The organism is Streptomyces sp. JB150 (assembly GCF_011193355.1).
Lineage (GTDB): Bacteria > Actinomycetota > Actinomycetes > Streptomycetales > Streptomycetaceae > Streptomyces.
Map to the genome: position 1 here is coordinate 6,166,396 of NZ_CP049780.1, position 19,155 is coordinate 6,185,550.

Sequence of the window (19,155 nt, forward strand, 5' to 3'; positions counted from 1 at the left end):
CGACAAGCTCGCGGTCGCCACGAGGCAGCCGTCCTCGTCGCGGCCAACAACGAGTGGCTGTGAGCAGTACCTTCGCGACTGGCCCGGTGGTCCTTCACATCGTCGCCTCGAACGCCTGGGCGACGGCCAGGCTGTCCTCGTAGACATGATGCCGGGTGACAAGGCCGTCCTCGACGGTGAGATGCAGAGCGAACCGCGCCCGGTACGCACGTCCGGTGGGCCGGGCGGTCTGACGGATCTCGCCGAGCACGACTGCGTCGTTTCCGTCGACAAGGATGCGCTCGACCTCAGTCGCCACCAATTCCGGCACGTGGTACTCGGCAAGCTCGCGATAGTGGGCGGCCGCGTCGGCCCGGGTGGACCGGTGACGGATCCACGGCGTGGCACTACGGCCGTGCTCGGCCTCCGGCCAGTCGAGCTTCCAATCGCCCTGCTCGGCATACAGCTCGGCGATGCGCTCGGGGTCGCCCTCGCCGATTCTGCGCAGCAGTTCCTCAACCACAGTGCGTGTGTTCGTAGGTGCGGCTATGGACATCGCTGACCTCTCCGTCCTGGTCCGCGTCCTCCGACGCGGAGAGATCACCGATCCTGCCAGCGCGGTCACGCCGAGACAATCACCTCTCAAGTAAGGCGAGCGCATCACCGAGACCCGCTTCCGATACATGCCGTAGGCGGCGCGGCGGGTGTCAGGGGGAGATGACGTATCCCGCTCCTGGCCCGAGGAACGTCTGGGCGATGTGCCAGACGGCGTGGTCCGTGCCGTGGAAGAACACGTTCAGGCGTCCATGTCCGTCGGCTTCGACGACGGGCTCGCCACCAGTGTTGTCCGCGATCTGCTCCCGGGCGCTCCAGTCGGTGCCGTTGACGACGGTCTGCTCGGTGACCCACAGATTGCCGCCGCCCCAGTGAAAGACGGCCAGTCTAGGCGTCGAGGCGAACCTGTCGTCGGCTTGCGAGGCGCGCAGCGGTCACCCCCGCTCACCATGCGGGGGCACCGCAGTTTTCGCCGCCCTGCAGACACGCCCTGAAGTTCAGGCCGTTGAGCTTGCTGTAGTCGCCGCTGAAGTCCTCGCCGTTCGCGGCGGTGCGGATGGTCGTCCAGTGCTGTCCCTTCCACTTGGCCTGGAGCAGGACGTACTTGCCGTCGATCTTGTGGTCGTAGAACTTCCCCTGGTAGCTGCCGTAGTAGGTCCCGCGAGCAGGGCGATGACGGCGGCCTTCGTACCGATCTTCATGCTGGTTCGTCCCGTGGGTGGCCACAGCGCGAGTCCCCGATCGGGTCCTGCCGGCGCCCTGCGGCCCGTTGAGTCCCGGACACCCCCGGCCTCCGCCCACCGTGACCCGACATCTCGTCTTCGTCGCGGACGAGGGCTGTGTGAGCGCCGGACGCTCTGGTCAGGAGCGTCGACGTCTCCGGTGTCCCGGGTCTCATCCGATGTGGTGCCTCTCGGTGAGGACCACGCTGAAGGAAAACGTACGGGGCGGGTGGCCGGCGGGGCGTCAACTGGGAGGTTGATTGCCGCTCCAACAGCGGTGCAGCGCGGGCCGGACGTACCGCCGGGGTTTACGACGCTGCCCCGCCATCCACCACCACGCCTCGTGCGACGCCTCGGCCGCTTCCCTGGACAAGGCGCCCAGGACCCATCGGCCGACTCCGCGGGCGGGCGCAAGGCGTGGTGGCCGATGGCGCCGCGTCGCGCACTCGCCGTCCATGACGGTGGGCGCCGGCCGGGCGGGAGTGTCCAACCGGATGCGCAGGGCCGCTGAAAGTCATGCGGGGGAGTCGAGTGACCGAAGCTCGGCGTCCAGCATGCGCATCAATGCGCCGACCCGCCCGCCGCCCCCTGGTGCCGCCGGGAAGCGCTTGAGCACCTCCACGACGACCGGTGTCGCACGACGCACCGCTCGCTCGACGTGCTCGGCGGCGACGTCCGGATCGTCGCCGGCGACGAGTTCGGCTGCCGCGGCCGCGTGAGCGCCGGCTCCGAGAATGTGCTTGACCTGGGTGGCCTTGGCCAGCGGATGCAGGTAGGCGGCCCCCGCCGCGGACATCGCTGCCCGAGCCGCCTCGCGCGCGGCCGCGGTGTCCGCGCTCTTCGCCGCCCTGAGGGCCGCCCACGCCGTGTCGCGCAGAGCCTTCCCCCGTTCACCGCCACGGGCGAACTCCCATGCGGCGCCGACGGCGTCCCGAGGCCGCGAGTCGTCGGGCCGATCGGCCTCGAACACCTCCAGCACCGCTTCGGCGCACGCCGCAGCGAACGCGGTGACCTCACGAAGGTCTTGCTTGCTCAGCGCGATCTCGCTCTCGTCCCCTGCCATGAGCCCATCCTCGCCCATTGACGGCCCACACCTCCTCGGTCACCCACTCGGGCCCGCCGCGCAGGCGTTGCGCTCCCATCCGTCCCCTTCTCTTGACACCGCTCCCCCCTGCTGGCTTCATGGCCAGCACGTGGGAGCGCTCCCAAGCTCATGGGCTCCCGGCGTCTGTTCCCGCCTCGCCTCCCCGCGGACGCGAGCCGGCGCCGGGCTTCCACCACGCCTCGCGCCGCCCTCGCGCGACGCCCCGAGGGGCCGCTTCCCCGGTACGGCACGACCCAGATCCATCCTCCCGCGCACCCCGTACGGAAAGGACGATCCGTTGCGCCCGCACCCACTCACCCTGTTCGGCCGCCGCAGACGCCCCGGCACCACCGGCCCCGGCGCCACCGGCACCACCACCCCCCGCACCCCCCACACCGCCCGCACCACGAGCCCCGCCGGCCCCCTCGCCCTCGCCGCCGCCCTCACCGCCGGGCTGCTGCTGCCGCTCGCCGCCGCCGGCCCCTCCGCCGCCGCGCCCGCGTTCAATTACGGCGAGGCCCTGCAGAAGTCCCTGCTGTTCTACGAGGCCCAGCAGTCCGGGAAGATCCCGGACTGGAACCGGGTCGGCTGGCGCGGCGACTCGGCGCTGGGCGACGGCAAGGACGTCGGCCTCGATCTGACCGGCGGGTGGTACGACGCCGGGGACCACGTCAAGTTCGGCCTGCCGATGGCGTATTCGGCGACCGTGCTCGCGTGGGGCGGCCTGGAGGAGCGCGCCGCCTACACCGATGCCGGTCAGTGGGGCCACCTGAAGAACAACCTCCGGTTCGTCAACGACTACTTCGTCAAGGCCCATCCCTCGCCCAACGTGCTCTACGGGCAGGTCGGGCACGGCGGCAAGGACCACGCCTGGTGGGGGCCCGCCGAGGTGATGCCCATGGAGCGGCCCGCGTTCAAGGTCGACGCCTCCTGCCCGGGCTCCGACCTCGCCGGGCAGACCGCCGCCGCCATGGCGGCCTCGTCGATGGTCTTCAAGGACAGCGACGCCGCCTACGCCGACAAACTGCTCACCCACGCCAAGCAGCTCTACTCCTTCGCCGACACCTACCGCGGCAAGTACAGCGACTGCATCACCGACGCCCAGAGCTACTACAACTCCTGGAGCGGATACCGCGACGAGCTGGTGTGGGGAGCGATCTGGCTGCACAAGGCCACCGGCGATCCCGCCTACCTCGCCAAGGCCGAGAGCTACTACGACAACCTCTCCACCGAGCCCCAGACCTCCACCCGCTCCTACCGCTGGACCCTCTCCTGGGACGACAGCTCCTACGGCGCCTACGTCCTGCTCGCCCAGCTCACCGGCAAGCAGAAGTACATCGACGACGCCAACCGCTGGCTGGACTGGTGGACCGTCGGCGTGAACGGCAGCCGGGTGCGCTACTCGCCCGGCGGACAGGCCGTCCTCGACAGCTGGGGCTCCCTGCGCTACGCCGCCAACACCGCGTTCGCCGCGCTCGTCTACTCCGACTGGCTCACCGGCGACCCCACCCGCAAGGCCCGCTACCACGACTTCGCCGTCCGGCAGATCGACTACGCCCTCGGTGACAATCCGCGGAAGGCGAGCTACGTCGTCGGGTTCGGGGCCAATCCGCCGACCAAGCCCCATCACCGTACGGCGCACGGGTCCTGGTCCGACCAGATCACCCATCCCGCCGACAGCCGGCACGTGCTGTACGGCGCCCTCGTCGGCGGGCCCAGCGCAGCGGACGACGCCTACACCGACGACCGGCAGAACTACGTCAACAACGAGGTCGCCACCGACTACAACGCCGCCTTCACCGGGGCGCTCGCCCGTCTCCACGCCGAGTACGGCGGCGCCCCGCTGAGCAACTTCCCCAAGCCCGAGACACCCGACGGCCCGGAGATGTCCGTGCAGGCCTCCGTCAACGCCTCCGGCGCCAACTTCACCGAGATCAAGGCCTATCTCGTCAACAAGTCCGCCTGGCCCGCCCGCGCGCTCACCGACAGCTCCCTGCGCTACTACTTCACCCTGGAGCCGGGCGTCCAGCCGAGCCAGATCAGCGTCACCACCAACTACAACCAGTGCGGACCGGCCTCCGGGCCCACCCGTCACGCGGGCGACGTCTACTACGTCACGGTGGACTGCTCCGGCACCGTCATCGCCCCGGCCGGCCAGTCCGCGTACCGCAAGGAGGTGCAGTTCCGGATCAGTTCCTCCGGCGCCTGGAGCCCCGGCAACGACTGGTCGTACCAGCGGATCGCCACCACCCCGGGCAGCACCCCGGTCGACGCCCCGAACATCGTCCTGCTGGAGGGCGCCCAGCGGCAGTGGGGCACCCCGCCGGCTTCGGACGGAAGCACCCCCGATCCGGAGCCGACCCCCACCCCCACGCCGACCCCGACCCCCACGCCCACCCCGACCCCCACTCCCACGCCCGCCGAAGGCTGCGCCGTCACCTACGCCGTCGGCTCCTCCTGGAACGGCGGGTTCACCGCCGAGGTGCGGGTGCGCAACACCGGGACGACGGCCGTGAACGGCTGGAAACTCGGCTTCTCCTTCAAGGGCGCCGAGAAGGTCACCAACGCCTGGAACGCCACGCTCACCCAGTCCGAAGCCGACGTCACCGCCTCCCATGCCGGGCACAACGCCGCCCTGCCCGCGGGCGGTACGGCGAGCTTCGGCTTCCAGGCGAGCGGGGCACCGGCGGGCACGCCCACCGGGTTCACCCTCAACGGCCGTACCTGCGACAGCTGATGTCCCGAGCGCTCCCGCAACTTTTCGGGAGCGCTCCCAATCCCCTTGTCCGGCTTACCCGTTGATCGGGTGAGCCGGGCCCACCCCGCTGACCTGCGACTTCGAAATCCATTCGACGGATTCGTGTTCACAGGGTTGTCAGGGACATGGGCTGACTCCTACAGTCGCGACCGAAACCGGTGGGGTGGGAGCGCTCCCATCAGTGGGGAGATGGGAGCGCTCCCGACACCCGAACCCGCACAGCACCCCCTGTCGTCATCCGGTTCCCTCGGAGGAAGGCCCCGCATGCGATCGTCACCGCTCCGCCTCCGCACCGCCCGCGCCCTGTTCGGCGCGCTCCTCACCGCTCTGACCACCCTCGCGGCCCTGCTCGTCGGCAGCGCGCCCGCCCAGGCGGACACGCTGATCTGCGAGCAGTACGGCTCGACCGTGATCCAGGGCCGCTACGTCGTCCAGAACAACCGCTGGGGCACCAGCGCCACCCAGTGCGTCACCGCGACCGACACCGGCTTCCGGCTCACCCAAGCCGACGGTTCGGTGCCGACCAACGGCGCCCCCAAGTCGTACCCGTCGATCTTCAACGGCTGCCACTACACGAACTGCTCGCCCGGGACCAACCTCCCCGCGCAGGTCAGCTCCATCTCCAGCGCGCCGAGCAGCATCTCGTACGGCTACGTCTCGGGCGCCGTCTACAACGCCTCGTACGACATCTGGCTGGACCCGACGCCCCGCACCGACGGCGTCAACCGGACCGAGATCATGATCTGGTTCAACCGGGTCGGATCCATCCAGCCGATCGGCTCCCGTGTGGCCACCGCCACCGTCGGCGGGCGCAGCTGGGAGGTGTGGACCGGCAGCAACGGGTCCAACGACGTGATCTCCTTCGTCGCGCCGTCCGCGATCAGCAGCTGGAGCTTCGACGTCATGGACTTCGTCGACCAGGCCGTCGCCCGGGGCCTGGCGCAGAACAACTGGTACCTGACCAGCGTCCAGGCCGGGTTCGAGCCGTGGCAGAACGGCGCCGGGCTCGCGGTGAACTCCTTCTCCTCCACCGTGAACCTCGGCGGCGGCGGCCCCGGTGACCCGGGCGACCCGGCGGCGAGCTGCCAGGTGGCGTACGACACCAACGTCTGGCAGGGCGGCTTCACGGCCAACGTGACCGTGAAGAACACCGGCGCCACCGCCGTCGACAACTGGAAGCTGGGCTTCACGCTGCCGTCGGGCCAGCGGGTCACCAGCGCCTGGAACGCGACCCTGTCCGGGTCGACGGGCGCCGTGACGGCGACCCCCGTCGCGCACAACGCGCGGCTCGCGGCGGGTGCCAGCCAGACCTTCGGGTTCCAGGGCACCTACAGCGGTACCTTCGCCGAGCCGTCCGCGTTCACCCTGAACGGCGCCACCTGCTCCGTCGCCTGACCGGCGGCCCACCGACCCGCTCCGGGCTCCGCCCTGCGCCGACAGGGCGGACCCCGGAGCGTTCCACCCCGCCCCTCCGGCCCGCACCCGGAAAGGCCAGCCCCGCCATGACCCCGCTCCCGCCCGCACCCCCTTCCCGCTCCGCCGGCCCGGCGCGCCCCGGCCGCCCCGCGCGCCGCCCCGCCCTCGTCGCCGCGCTGTGCGCCGCCGCGCTCGCCGTGACCGGGCTGACCGCCGCCGCCCCGCCCGAGCGGGACGCCGCCTCCGCCGCCGCCCTGCCGTACCAGGACCCGTCGCTGCCCGTGCCGCAGCGGGTGGACGACCTGCTGGGCCGGATGACGCTGGACGACAAGCTCGGCCAGATGACCCAGATCGAGAAGGACGCGCTCGTCCCGCAGTCCGACCTCGCCACCTACCGCATCGGCTCGGTGCTCTCCGGCGGCGACTCCACGGTCAGCCCCAACAACGCGCAGACCTGGGCCGACACCTACGACTCCCTCCAGCGCACCGCCCTGACCACGCCGCTGTCCATCCCGGTCATCTACGGCATCGACGCGGTGCACGGCCACAACGCGGTGCGGGGCGCCACGATCTTCCCGCACAACATCGGCCTCGGCGCCACCCGCGATCCCGCGCTCGTGCAGCGGATCGGGCGCGCGGTCGCCGAGGAGGTGGCCGGCACCGGCATCGACTGGTCGTTCGCCCCCTGCCTGTGCGTGGCCCGCAACGACCGCTGGGGCCGCACCTACGAGTCGTTCGGCGAGACACCCGAACTGCCCACCGCCATGACGTCGTTCATCACCGGCCTCCAGGGCACCACCCTGGGCGGCGACCCGGCCTCCGTGCTCGCCACCGCCAAGCACTACCTCGGCGACGGCGGCACCACCGGCGGCGTCGACCAGGGCAACACCCAGCTCACCGAGGCCGAGCTGCGCGCGATCCACCTGCCGCCGTTCAAGGAGGCGGTCAAGCGCGGCGTGGGCTCGGTGATGCTCTCCTACAGCAGCTGGAACGGGGTGCGCTCGCACGCCCACAAGTACCTGGTCACCGACGTCCTCAAGGGCGAGCTGGCCTTCACCGGGTTCGTCGTCTCCGACTGGGCCGCCGTCGACCAGCTCGACGGGCAGAGCGGGTTCACCGGCGCCGAGATCGCCACCGCCGTCAACGCGGGCGTCGACATGGTGATGGTCCCGCACGACTACAAGAAGTTCCTGAGCCTGCTGCGCGGCGAGGTCACCGCGGGCCGGATCCCCCAGGCCCGGATCGACGACGCCAACCGGCGCATCCTGACCAAGAAGTTCCAACTGGGCCTGTTCGAGCGGCCGTTGACCGACCGCTCGTACACCTCCACGGTCGGCTCGGCCGCCCACCGCACCCTCGCCCGGCAGGCGGTGCGCGCCTCGCAGACGCTGCTGAAGAACGACGGCGACTTCCTGCCGCTGCCGAAGACGGGCAAGCTGTTCGTCGCCGGGAAGTCCGCCGACGACATCGGCAACCAGAGCGGCGGCTGGACCCTGGGCTGGCAGGGCCGCAGCGGCCCCGTCACCGAGGGCACCACCGTCCTGCAGGGCATCCGCTCCGCGGTCACCGACCCGTCCAGGGTCACCTACGACCGCTACGGCAACGGCATCGACGGCAGCTACACCGCCGCCGTGGCCGTCGTCGGGGAGACCCCGTACGCGGAGATGCGCGGCGACCGGCCCGACGGCATGGGCCTCGACCAGGAGGACCTGCAGACCCTGGCCCGGCTGAAGGCGAGCGGGGTGCCCGTCGTGGTGGTGCTGGTCTCCGGCCGCCCGCTGGACATCGCGGCCCAACTGCCCGACTGGAAGGCCCTGCTGGCGGCCTGGCTGCCCGGCACCGAGGGCGGCGGCGTGGCGGACGTGCTCTTCGGCGACCACGCGCCCACCGGCAAGCTGCCCATGACCTGGATGCGCAGCGCCTCCCAGCAGCCCATCAACGACGGCGACGGCAAGAGCCCGCTCTTCCCCTACGGGCACGGCCTGACCTACGGCACGAACCCCGACCCCGATCCGGAGCCCGACCCCGACCCGACCCCGGCCAAGGCCTGCACCGCCACCCACAAGCTGGTCAACTCCTGGCCCGGCGGCCACCAGGCGGAGGTCACCGTCAAGAACACCGGCACCGGCCCGATCACGGGCTGGACGGTCGACTGGGACCTGGCCGGCGCCACCGTCAGCAGCCTCTGGAACGGCACGCACACGGTCGCCAACGGCCGGATCACGGTCCGCAACACCGGCTCCAACGGCACCCTCGCCGCCGGCGCCACCACCTCGTTCGGCTACACGGCGAGCGGCACCGCGGGCACCCCCGTCCCGCGCTGCACACCCGCCTGAGCCGGACCCACGGTTCTCCCCACCGGCCGATCCCGCGGACGTCCCCACCCCGTCCGCCCGCACCCCCGCATTCGAGGAGAGCACATGACAGACCGGACCAGGCGCAGGGGCGACCGCCCGCGCCGACCGCACCGCAAGCGGGCGGCGGCGCTGGCCACCGCGCTGAGCACCCTGCTGCTGGGGGCCGCGGCCCAGATCTCCGCGCCCCCTGCGTCCGCCGCCGAGGCACACGTCGACAACCCGTTCGCCGGCGCCTCGTTCTACGTCAACCCGGACTACGCCCGCCTCGTCGACGGGTCCATCGCCAAGACCACCGACGCCACGCTCAAGGCCAAGATGGAGAAGGTCAAGAGCTATCCGACGGCCGTCTGGCTGGACCGGATCGCCGCCATCCACGGCGGCGACGCCAACGCGGGCCGCAAGAGCCTCGCCGACCACCTCGACCTGGCGCTCGCGCAGAAGAAGCCCGGCCAGCCGCTCGTCGCCACCTTCGTCGTGTACGACCTGCCGGGCCGCGACTGCGCCGCGCTCGCGTCCAACGGTGAACTTCCCCTCACCGCCGCGGGTCTGGCGCGCTACAAGAGCGAGTACATCGACGAGATCGCCAAGGTCTTCGCCGACCCGAAGTACCAGGACATCCGCATCACCACGGTCATCGAGCCGGACGGTCTGCCCAACCTGGTCACCAACCTCTCCGACCCCGAGTGCGCCCAGGCCAAGAGCAGCGGCATCCAGGTCGACGCCATCCGGTACGCCCTGAACAAGCTGCACGCCATCCCGAACGTGTACACCTACATGGACTTCGCCCACTCGGGCTGGCTCGGCTGGGACAACAACCTCCTCCAGACCACCCAGCTGTACACGGACGTCGTCAGGGGCACCACGGACGGCCTGCGCAGCGTGGACGGGCTGATCACCAACGTCTCCAACTACACGCCGCTCACCGAGCCGTTCCTGCCCGACCCGAACAAGACGGTCGGCGGCAACCAGATCCGGTCCGGCAAGTACTACGAGTGGAACGCGAACTTCGACGAGTCGGACTTCACCAAGGCGGTGCACGCCGCGCTGGTCTCCCAGGGCTGGCCCGCCTCCACCGGCATGGTCGTCGACACCTCCCGCAACGGCTGGGGCGGCGCCGGGCGGCCGACCGCCGAGTCCACCAGCACGGTCCTCGACACCTACGTCAGCCAGTCCAAGGTGGACCGCCGCGCCCACCGCGGCCTGTGGTGCAACGTGAACGGCGCGGGACTCGGCCAGCCCCCGCAGGCCTCGCCCGCCGGCTACCCGGACTCGCACCTCGACGCGTTCCTGTGGATCAAGCCGCCGGGGGAGTCGGACGGCGCCAGCAAGGACATCCCGAACGACGAGGGCAAGCGTCCGGACCCGATGTGCAACCCGGACTACACGGCGCCCAACGCGGGCGGCAACCCGACCGGCGCGATGCCGGACGCGCCGCTCGCCGGCCACTGGTTCCACGACCAGTTCTCGATGCTCGTACGCAACGCCTACCCGGCCGTGCCCACCGACGGCGGCGGTGAACCCGACCCGGTCGACACCACCGCCCCGACCGCGCCGACCAACCTGCGGGCCACCGCCAAGACCGCGTCCAGCGTCTCCCTGGCCTGGACGGCGGCCACCGACAACGTGGGCGTCACCGGCTACGACGTCTACCGCGACGGGACCAAGCTCAGCGCGTCCCCGGTCACCGGGACCACCTTCACCGACACCGGGCTGAGCGCCGCCACGGCGTACAGCTACACCGTGCGCGCCCGGGACGCCGCCGGCAACGTCTCCGCGGCCTCGACCGCGCTGAGCGTCACCACCGAGGCGGGCGGCGGCGGCCCCGACCCGGCCGGCGGCCTCAAGGTCACCTACAAGAACAACGACGCCTCGGCCACCGACAACGGCATCCGCCCCGGCCTGCGGATCGCCAACACCGGCAGCGCCCCCGTAGACCTCACCAAGGTCACCGCCCGCTACTACTTCACCCGTGACGGCGGCTCGTCCACCGTGAACGCCTTCTGCGACTACGCGGCCGTCGGCTGCTCCAGCCTCTCGCTGCGGGTGGTGCCGCTGAGCACCCCGGTCGCGGGCGCGGACGCCTACCTGGAGGTCGGCTTCAAGAGCGGCACCCTCGCCGCCGGCAAGGACACCGGCGACCTCCAGCTGCGCCTGGCCAAGTCCGACTGGTCCGCGTTCGACGAGACGGGCGACTACAGCCGTACGACCGCCACCTCCTACGCCGACGCTCCGAAGATCCCCGCCTACCTGAGCGGCGCCCTGGCGTGGGGCACCCCGCCGGCCTCCTGACCGGCCCCGAACCCCCGAGGAGACCCACACAACCCCACCACCATCACAGGAGACACGATGGCGACAAGCAAGAGACGACCACTGTCCTTACTGGCGGTGCTGGCCACCCTGCTCAGCGGGCTCGGCCTGGCATTGATCGGCCAGGGCAGCGCGCAGGCGCACGGTGTGACGATGATGCCCGGATCGCGGACCTACCTCTGCTACCTGGACGCCAAGACCGGCACCGGCGCGCTCGACCCGACGAACCCCGCGTGCAAGGCCGCGCTCGCCGAGAGCGGCGCGACCGCGCTGTACAACTGGTTCGCGGTGCTCGACTCCAACGCGGGCGGACGCGGCGCGGGATACGTCCCGGACGGCAAGATCTGCAGCGCCGGTGACCGCTCCCCGTACAACTTCACCGGCTACAACGCCGCCCGCGCGGACTGGCCCCGGACGCACCTGACCTCCGGGGCGACGATCCGCGTCAAGCACAGCAACTGGGCGCACCACCCGGGCAGCTTCCGGGTGTACGTCTCCAAGCCCGGCTACTCGCCCACCAAGCCGCTGGGCTGGAGCGACCTGGAGCTGATCCAGACGGTCACCAACCCGCCGCAGTCGGGTTCGGTGGGCAGCGAGTCCGGTCACTACTACTGGGACCTGAAGCTGCCCTCGGGCCGCTCCGGTGACGCGATCATGTTCATCCAGTGGGTGCGTTCGGACAGCCAGGAGAACTTCTTCTCCTGCTCCGACATCGTCTTCGACGGCGGCAACGGCGAGGTGACCGGCATCCGCGGCTCGGGCAGCTCCCCGACCCCGACGCCGACCCCCACGCCGACGCCGACCCCGACGCCCACCCCGACCGACCCGCACAGCGGCTGCATGGCCCTGTACAAGGTGACGAACTACTGGGGCGGCGGCTTCCAGGGGTCCGTCGAGGTGATGAACCACAACACCACCGCGCGTGACGGCTGGGCCGTGCGCTGGGAGCCGGGCGCCGGAACCAAGATCACCCAGGTCTGGAACGGCGCGCTGAGCACCGGCTCGGACGGCACGGTGACGGTCAGGAACGTCGACCACAACCGGACCATCCCGCCGGACGGCACGGTGACCTTCGGCTTCACGGCCACCTCGACCGGGAACAACCTGCCGGTCGGCTCGGTCACCTGCGTCAACCCGTAACGCCCGCACGACCGGCGACACTGCGCACCATCCGATGACGGCGGCGCCGGCTCCCGCACCCGCGGGGGCCGGCGCCGTCGTGTGTGCGCTCGCTCCCGCGAGCCAGGGGCTTCAGGCGGTGAGCGCGTCGGCGTGGTCGTTGACCGGCTGCGGGGTGCCCGTCAGATCGAGCACGAACAGCGGCACCCCCAAGCAGTCGGCGCGGGCGCGGGCCTCGTCGGTGTAGCCGGCGAGGGTGAAGTAGACGCAGGCCGCCGACTCCGTCATCGCGGCCAGCCACAGGCACTCCACGTCCCGGGGCTCCGCCGGGCGCACCGTGGGGTCCACCTGGGCCAGCAGGCCGGACGCGGCGAGCGCGACACCGGACGGCGCGCGCAGCTCCGCGCGGCGCACGTCCCGGTGCCCGAGCCAGCGCAGATACAGGGCGGCGGCGGTGACCGCGTCGCGGGCGGTGCGGATGGTGACCGGCTGGAAGGCGGGGCGCGCCGGCTCCGCGGGCGACGCGGGCGCGGCGTCGTCGACGCCCGCCACCGGTATGCGCAGCACCGTGCCGCAGGGGCAGCCCAGCTCGGGACGCGGCCACTGGGCGGGGCGGTCGCAGACGGCGCAGCGCACGGTCACCCACTCCTCGTCCCAGGAGCGCTGGGTGACGGGCGCGGCCGCGGCGCCCGGATCGAGCGGGGGCGCGACGGGCGCCCCGCACGCGCACGGATAGCACTGCGCGGCGAACAGATGGGCGCGCCGGCAGACCGGGCAGCGCACCGACACGCTTTCGGACATGCCCCCATCGTGCTCCGGCGGGCCCCCGCCTGTCCGTCGGTCGGGACGTCTCTTGACGGTTTTCGCCCACCCCCCTACATTGCTTCCAGATAGTAGAAGTTAGTTTCCGTAATACGGAAGATGTGGAGCGCGGAAACGCGAAACACAGCGACCGGACATCCGGAAGGTGCTCACCGCGGGGGCGCGACGGGAGTGCGTATCCGACAGCCGAAGCAGGAGTTCCCATGGCTCGTATGACCGCTGCCCGCGCGGCAGTCGAGATCCTCAAGCGCGAGGGTGTCACCGACGCGTTCGGTGTGCCCGGCGCGGCGATCAACCCCTTCTACGCGGCACTCAAGGCCTCCGGTGGCATCACGCACACCCTCGCCCGCCATGTCGAGGGCGCCTCCCACATGGCGGAGGGCTACACCCGTACGCACCCCGGCAACATCGGTGTCTGCATCGGCACGTCGGGCCCGGCCGGCACCGACATGATCACCGGTCTGTACTCGGCGACCGGTGACTCCGTCCCGATCCTGTGCATCACCGGCCAGGCCCCGACCGCGGTGATCCACAAGGAGGACTTCCAGGCCGTCGACATCGCCTCGATCGCCAAGCCGGTCACCAAGATGGCGGTGACCGTCCTGGAGGCCGCGCAGGTCCCCGGCGTCTTCCAGCAGGCCTTCCACCTGATGCGCTCCGGCCGCCCCGGCCCGGTCCTCATCGACCTGCCGATCGACGTCCAGCTCACCGAGATCGAGTTCGACGTCGACACCTACGAGCCGCTGCCGGTGTACAAGCCCGCCGCGTCCCGCGCCCAGATCGAGAAGGCGATCGGCATGCTCAACGCCGCCGAGCGCCCGCTGATCGTCGCCGGCGGCGGTGTCATCAACGCCGACGCGGCCGACCTGCTGGTCGAGTTCGCCGAACTGACCGGCACCCCGGTCGTGCCCACCCTGATGGGCTGGGGCGTCCTCCCCGACGACCACGAGCTGAACGCCGGCATGGTGGGCCTGCAGACCTCGCACCGCTACGGCAACGCGACCTTCCTGGAGTCCGACTTCGTCCTCGGCATCGGCAACCGCTGGGCCAACCGCCACACCGGCAGGCTGGACGTCTACACCGCCGGCCGCACGTTCGTGCACGTCGACGTCGAGCCCACCCAGATCGGCAAGATCTTCGCCCCGGACTACGGCATCGCCTCCGACGCGAAGGCCGCCCTGGAACTGTTCGTCGAGGTCGCCAGGGAGCTGAAGGCCGAGGGCAAGCTCCCCGACCGCTCCGCCTGGGCCGCCTCGGCGCAGGAGAAGAAGGCGACCCTGCTGCGCCGCACCCACTTCGACGACATCCCGATCAAGCCGCAGCGCGTCTACGAGGAGATGAACAAGGCCTTCGGCCCGGAGACCCGGTACGTCTCCACCATCGGCCTCTCGCAGATCGCCGGCGCGCAGATGCTGCACGTCTACCGGCCCCGCCACTGGATCAACTGCGGCCAGGCCGGCCCGCTCGGCTGGACCGTCCCGGCCGCGCTCGGCGTCGCCAAGGCCGACCCGCAGGCCCAGGTCGTCGCCCTCTCCGGCGACTACGACTTCCAGTTCATGATCGAGGAACTGGCGGTCGGCGCGCAGCACAAGATCCCGTACGTCCACGTCCTGGTCAACAACTCGTACCTCGGCCTGATCCGTCAGGCGCAGCGGGCGTTCGACATCGACTTCCAGGTCAAGCTGGAGTTCGAGAACATCAACTCGCCCGAGCTGGGCGTGTACGGCGTCGACCACGTCAAGGTCGCCGAGGGCCTGGGCTGCAAGGCGATCCGGGTGACCGACCCCAACGAACTCGGCGCCGCCCTGGAGCAGGCGAAGAAGCTGGCCGCCGAGTACCGGGTGCCGGTCGTCGTCGAGGCGATCCTGGAGCGGGTCACCAACATCTCGATGTCCACGACCAACGACATCGGCAACGTCACCGAGTTCGAGGAGATCGCGACCGAACCGGGGCACGCCCCGACGTCGATCCAGACGCTGAAGGTGTAGGACCCGCGCGGCACAGGACCCACGCGGCAAGGGCGGCTCATCCGGGGGGTGGGCCGCCCTTCGGCGTGTCCGCCCCCCACACACGCCCGCCCCCCTCACACGCCCGGCCCCCCCAACACGCCCGGCACGCCCGGCATGCCCGCACGCCCTGCACACCCCCCCGCCGGCCCGCGCCCGGTCAGTCGGAGCCGCCGCCGTCCCCGCCGCCGCAGAAGGACGCCGCGCCGCCGTAGCCCCAGGAAGGACCGGTGCCGCGTACGTCCGTCACCTCGACCCGGGGCAGCAGCCCCGTCCGGTAGGCGAACCGCGGCACGAGCGCCTTCAGGGCGGCCTCGCCGTGCAGGGCGACGGCCAGCAGCTTGTCGTGGTCGGTGAGGCCGTGGCGCCGTACCGGCAGCCGGTGCCGGGCCCGCAGGGCCGCCACCTCGCGCCGGGCGGCCCGCGTGGGGCCGAGGAACGGCCACCGCAGCAGGCCGGCCTCGGCGAGCGGGACACGGACCAGGGCGACGGCCAGCCGTACGTCCGGGTGGCGCACGATCCGCCGCGGGCGCAGCGGGCGGTCCAGCAGGGCGCCGTAGATCAAGTCCTCGAAGGAAGAGGTGAGTTCGGCGGTCGCGGCGTCCCGCGGCACCGCGCGGACGGTGCCGGGCCGGCCGGGTTCGGCCAGGCGCCGCAGATGGAGCGCCACCAGAGCGACGGTGACGGCGGCGCGCGGGCCGCCGCGCAGCAGCGCGATCTCGTGCGGTGCCAGGGCCGCCGTACCGTCGCTCATCACTCTCACCCCCGTGCCGGGGCCCGCCGCCCCCGTGCCGGCGGGCCCCGTGACAGCACTGTGCCCGCCTCCGGGTGACGGTTACGCCTCCCGGAGACGGGTTCAGAGGTTCATTTGAGGGTGTCGTAGCGGCGGTACGACCGCTGCGGTACGGCTGTTCAGCCGTCGTGGCGCTCCGACAGCCCCGGCCATTCGTCGGGGCCGCCGCCCTGCCATTCGATGAGGTCGCTCTCCGCCACATCGGTGACGTACAGATCGGCCAGCCGCAGGATCTCGCCCACGTCGTCGGCGTGCGTGGCGATGCCCAGCGTCTCGTCGCCCTCGGTGACCCGGCGGGAGCCGTCCAGGGCGGGCGGATGGACCACGACGTGCGGGTGGTGCGATGCGTGTGCCATGCCTTCAGGCTGCTGCGGGCGGACGCGATCCGCACGCCGGAGCGGGCACGGGAAAGCGCCGGGTGCGGGACCGTCCGCACCCGGCGCCCGTCCGGGATGGAGCTGGGACCGCGGCGGATGCGACGGACCGGCAGCGCCCTTCCCTCAGGTCGAGAAGAGCGCCGCGGTCCTTCACCACCGCACTGGCTCGCACTGCCGCCGCGGTCCGCACCCTGTCCGCGCCCGCCCGGGTCGGGCGACCACCCCTCATCCGGGCCGTCCGGCGGCCGGGCGCGGTCAGGGAGTCGTGGTGGCTCAGTCCTCGCGCAGGGCGCGGACCGCCTCCTCCACGCGCTTGCCGTACTCCGGGTCGGCGGCGTGGAAGTGGGCCAGGTTCTTGTCGATGACGTCGTCGCGGGAGACCTGGGACAGGCCGCCGGCGATGTTGGCGACGAGCCGGGACTTCTCCTCCTCGCTCATCAGGCGGTACAGCTCGCCCGCCTGGAAGAAGTCGTCGTCCTTGGTGTGCTGCGGGGCCTCGTGGGTGCCGGTGTGACCGGACACGGCGAGCGGCGCCGACAGCGGGCGGCCGGTCTCGACGGGGCCGTCGTAGGAGTTGGGCTCGTAGTTCTTGGCGTGGCGGCCCTGGTTGTTGAGGGCCATGAAGCCGTCGCGGCCGTAGTTGTGCGCCTCGGTCGCCTTCGGGGCGTTGACCGGGAGCAGGGTGTGGTTGACGCCGAGGCGGTAGCGCTGGGCGTCGGCGTAGGCGAACAGGCGGCCCTGGAGCATCTTGTCCGGGGAGGGGCCGATGCCGGGCACGAAGTTGTTCGGGGAGAACGCGGCCTGCTCGACCTCGGCGAACACGTTGTCCGGGTTGCGGTCCAGCACCAGGCGGCCGACGCGCTGCAGCGGGTAGTCCCGGTGCGGCCACACCTTGGTCAGGTCGAACGGGTTGAAGCGGTAGTCCGCCGCCTCCGCCGCGGGCATGATCTGCACGTAGAGGGTCCAGGACGGGTTCACCCCGCGCTCGATCGCCTGGAGCAGGTCCGTCTGGTGGGAGTTCGGGTCCTTGCCCGCGATCTCCTGGGCCTGCTCGGTGGACAGGCAGCGGATGCCCTGGTTCGTCTTGAAGTGGTACTTGACGAAGAAGGCCTCGCCTCGCTCGTTCGTCCACTGGTAGGTGTGCGAGCCGTAGCCGTTCATGTGGCGGTACGACGCCGGGATGCCGCGGTCGCCCATCAGCCAGGTGACCTGGTGGGTGGCCTCGGGGGAGTGGGCCCAGAAGTCCCAGACGTTGTCCGGCTCCTGCTTGCCGGTGAACGGGTCGCGCTTCTGCGAGTGGATGAAGTCCGGGAACTTGATCGGGTCCTTGATGAAGAAGACCGGGGTGTTGTTCCCGACGAGGTCGTAGTTGCCTTCGGCGGTGTAGAACTTCACCGCGAAGCCGCGGGGGTCGCGCACCGCGTCGGCGCCGCCCAGCGAGTCGGCCACGGTCGAGAAGCGCACGAACACCTCGGTGCGCTTGCCGATGGTGTCCAGGAAGTCGGCGTGGGTGAAGCCGGTGACGTCGTCGGTCACCTCGAAGTAGCCGTAGGCGCCGGAACCGCGGGCGTGCACGACGCGCTCCGGAATGCGCTCCCGGTTGAAGCGCGCCAGCTTCTCCAGCAGCTGCTGGTCCTGGATCAGGAGAGGGCCGCCGACGCCGGCGGAGGCGGAGTTCTGGTTGTCGGCGACCGGGGCGCCGGACTCGGTGGTGAGCACGCGCTTCGACATCGTGGACCTTCCGTACGAGGGGCAGCGGAAACCCGTTTCCGCTTTGTGGAGCCTAGAAGTGGGCCGATCTGAGCGTCAACAGTTTGTTGAAATAGATTCCGGGCGGCGCCGCCGCCTGGGCGCGACAGGACAGGTGTCAGCGGCGGCGCCGCCCGGGGTCTGGGGGTCGGACGGGGTCCGGTGGGTCAGACCTGGGCGCCCGACAGGCGCTCGACGGCCCGCAGCAGGGCCGAGTGGTCCAGGCCGCCGTCGCCCTGGGCGCGCAGCGAGGCGACCAGCTGGGCGACCACGGCGCCGACCGGCAGCGCGGCGCCGACGTTGCGGGCGGCGTCGGTGACGATGCCCATGTCCTTGTGGTGCAGGTCGATCCGGAAGCCCGGCTTGAAGTCGCGGTTCAGGAAGTTGTCCTTCTTGCGCGTCAGCACGGTCGAGCCCGCGAGGCCGCCGTTGAGGACGTCCAGCGCGGCCTTGAGGTCCACGCCCGACTTCTCCAGGAAGACCACGGCCTCGGCGCACGCCTGGATGTTCACCGCGACGATGAGCTGGTTGGCGGCCTTCACGGTCTGGCCGGAGCCGTGCGGACCGCACAGCACGATGGTCTTGCCGAGCGCCTCGAGGATCGGCCTGGCCTCGTCGAAGTCGGCCTGCTCGCCGCCGACCATGATGGACAGCACGGCCTCTATGGCGCCGGCCTCGCCGCCGGAGACGGGGGCGTCCAGGACGCGGATGCCCTTCTCCCCGGCGTTCTTCGCCAGGTCCACCGAGGTCTGCGGGGTGATCGAGGACATGTCGATCAGCAGCGCGCCCGGCTTGGCGTTCTCCAGGATGCCGTCGGGGCCGTAGGCGATGGCCTCGACCTGCGGGGAGGCGGGGACCATCGTGATGACCACGTCGGCGTCGCGCACGGCCTCGGCGATCGAACCGGCGGCGGTGCCGCCCGCGGCGGCCAGACGGTCGAGCTTCTCCTGCTCCAGGGTGTAGCCGGTGACGCTGTAGCCCGCCTTGATCAGGTTCTCGGACATGGGGGAGCCCATGATGCCGAGGCCGATCCAGGCGATCGCCGGGCGGGCCGGCTGGGAGGAAGCGGGGAGGTTGTTGCTCATGAGGGTGCCTCTTTCGGTGCGAGGGG

At 71.3% G+C, this 19,155-nt stretch carries 14 protein-coding genes; 6 read left to right on the forward strand and 8 right to left on the reverse strand.

Features of this window, described 5'->3' with window-relative positions; translation table 11 throughout:
* Positions 1-94 precede the first annotated feature (94 nt).
* From G7Z13_RS28150 to G7Z13_RS28160, 3 genes are all read right to left on the reverse strand, one after another.
* Positions 95-535, reverse strand: a complete 441-nt coding sequence (locus tag G7Z13_RS28150; protein WP_166003018.1) for a nuclear transport factor 2 family protein — start codon at positions 533-535, stop codon at positions 95-97.
* 443 nt (positions 536-978) lie between these two features.
* Positions 979-1,260, reverse strand: coding sequence for a hypothetical protein (locus G7Z13_RS28155; RefSeq protein ID WP_166003019.1), 282 nt, complete (start codon positions 1,258-1,260; stop codon positions 979-981).
* Between the two features lie 510 nt (positions 1,261-1,770).
* The gene (locus G7Z13_RS28160; protein ID WP_166003020.1) at positions 1,771-2,319 is read right to left on the reverse strand and encodes a putative immunity protein; all 549 of its coding nucleotides are present in this window, start codon (positions 2,317-2,319) and stop codon (positions 1,771-1,773) included.
* A gap of 319 nt (positions 2,320-2,638) precedes the next feature.
* Here G7Z13_RS28160 and G7Z13_RS28165 point away from each other — a divergent pair, with 319 nt between their 5' ends.
* The 5 genes from G7Z13_RS28165 (at position 2,639) to G7Z13_RS28185 (ending at position 12,318) form a co-directional block, all read left to right on the forward strand.
* The gene (locus G7Z13_RS28165) at positions 2,639-5,077 is read left to right on the forward strand and encodes a glycoside hydrolase family 9 protein (protein ID WP_277347422.1); all 2,439 of its coding nucleotides are present in this window, start codon (positions 2,639-2,641) and stop codon (positions 5,075-5,077) included.
* A gap of 285 nt (positions 5,078-5,362) precedes the next feature.
* Entirely contained in the window at positions 5,363-6,493 is a 1,131-nt protein-coding gene (locus G7Z13_RS28170) for a cellulose binding domain-containing protein (protein WP_166003022.1), read from the forward strand.
* Between the two features lie 107 nt (positions 6,494-6,600).
* Positions 6,601-8,850 (forward strand): glycoside hydrolase family 3 N-terminal domain-containing protein, encoded by a 2,250-nt coding sequence (locus G7Z13_RS28175; RefSeq protein ID WP_166003023.1) that lies wholly within the window; start codon positions 6,601-6,603, stop codon positions 8,848-8,850.
* An 84-nt stretch (positions 8,851-8,934) separates the two neighbouring features.
* Positions 8,935-11,160 carry a glycoside hydrolase family 6 protein gene (locus G7Z13_RS28180; RefSeq protein ID WP_166003024.1) on the forward strand — a complete coding sequence of 742 codons (2,226 nt, stop codon included), beginning with the start codon at positions 8,935-8,937 and terminating at the stop codon, positions 11,158-11,160.
* A 57-nt stretch (positions 11,161-11,217) separates the two neighbouring features.
* On the forward strand, positions 11,218-12,318 hold the full coding sequence (locus tag G7Z13_RS28185) for a lytic polysaccharide monooxygenase (protein WP_166003025.1): 1,101 nt from the start codon (positions 11,218-11,220) through the stop codon (positions 12,316-12,318).
* Positions 12,319-12,429: 111 nt separating this feature from the next.
* Here G7Z13_RS28185 and G7Z13_RS28190 read toward each other — a convergent pair whose 3' ends face one another.
* Positions 12,430-13,098 (reverse strand): hypothetical protein, encoded by a 669-nt coding sequence (locus G7Z13_RS28190; RefSeq protein ID WP_166003026.1) that lies wholly within the window; start codon positions 13,096-13,098, stop codon positions 12,430-12,432.
* Positions 13,099-13,322: 224 nt separating this feature from the next.
* On the opposite strand from G7Z13_RS28190, the gene gcl reads away from it, so the two are divergent.
* The gene (gene gcl / locus G7Z13_RS28195) at positions 13,323-15,107 is read left to right on the forward strand and encodes a glyoxylate carboligase (protein WP_166003027.1); all 1,785 of its coding nucleotides are present in this window, start codon (positions 13,323-13,325) and stop codon (positions 15,105-15,107) included.
* Between the two features lie 178 nt (positions 15,108-15,285).
* Here gcl and G7Z13_RS28200 read toward each other — a convergent pair whose 3' ends face one another.
* From G7Z13_RS28200 to G7Z13_RS28215, 4 genes are all read right to left on the reverse strand, one after another.
* Positions 15,286-15,879 (reverse strand): TIGR04222 domain-containing membrane protein, encoded by a 594-nt coding sequence (locus G7Z13_RS28200; protein ID WP_166003028.1) that lies wholly within the window; start codon positions 15,877-15,879, stop codon positions 15,286-15,288.
* 158 nt (positions 15,880-16,037) lie between these two features.
* The gene (locus tag G7Z13_RS28205) at positions 16,038-16,274 is read right to left on the reverse strand and encodes a hypothetical protein (RefSeq protein WP_166003029.1); all 237 of its coding nucleotides are present in this window, start codon (positions 16,272-16,274) and stop codon (positions 16,038-16,040) included.
* A gap of 294 nt (positions 16,275-16,568) precedes the next feature.
* Positions 16,569-18,026 carry a catalase gene (locus G7Z13_RS28210; RefSeq protein WP_166003030.1) on the reverse strand — a complete coding sequence of 486 codons (1,458 nt, stop codon included), beginning with the start codon at positions 18,024-18,026 and terminating at the stop codon, positions 16,569-16,571.
* Between the two features lie 185 nt (positions 18,027-18,211).
* Entirely contained in the window at positions 18,212-19,129 is a 918-nt protein-coding gene (locus G7Z13_RS28215) for a 2-hydroxy-3-oxopropionate reductase (protein ID WP_166003031.1), read from the reverse strand.
* Between the last annotated feature and the right edge of the window lie 26 nt (positions 19,130-19,155).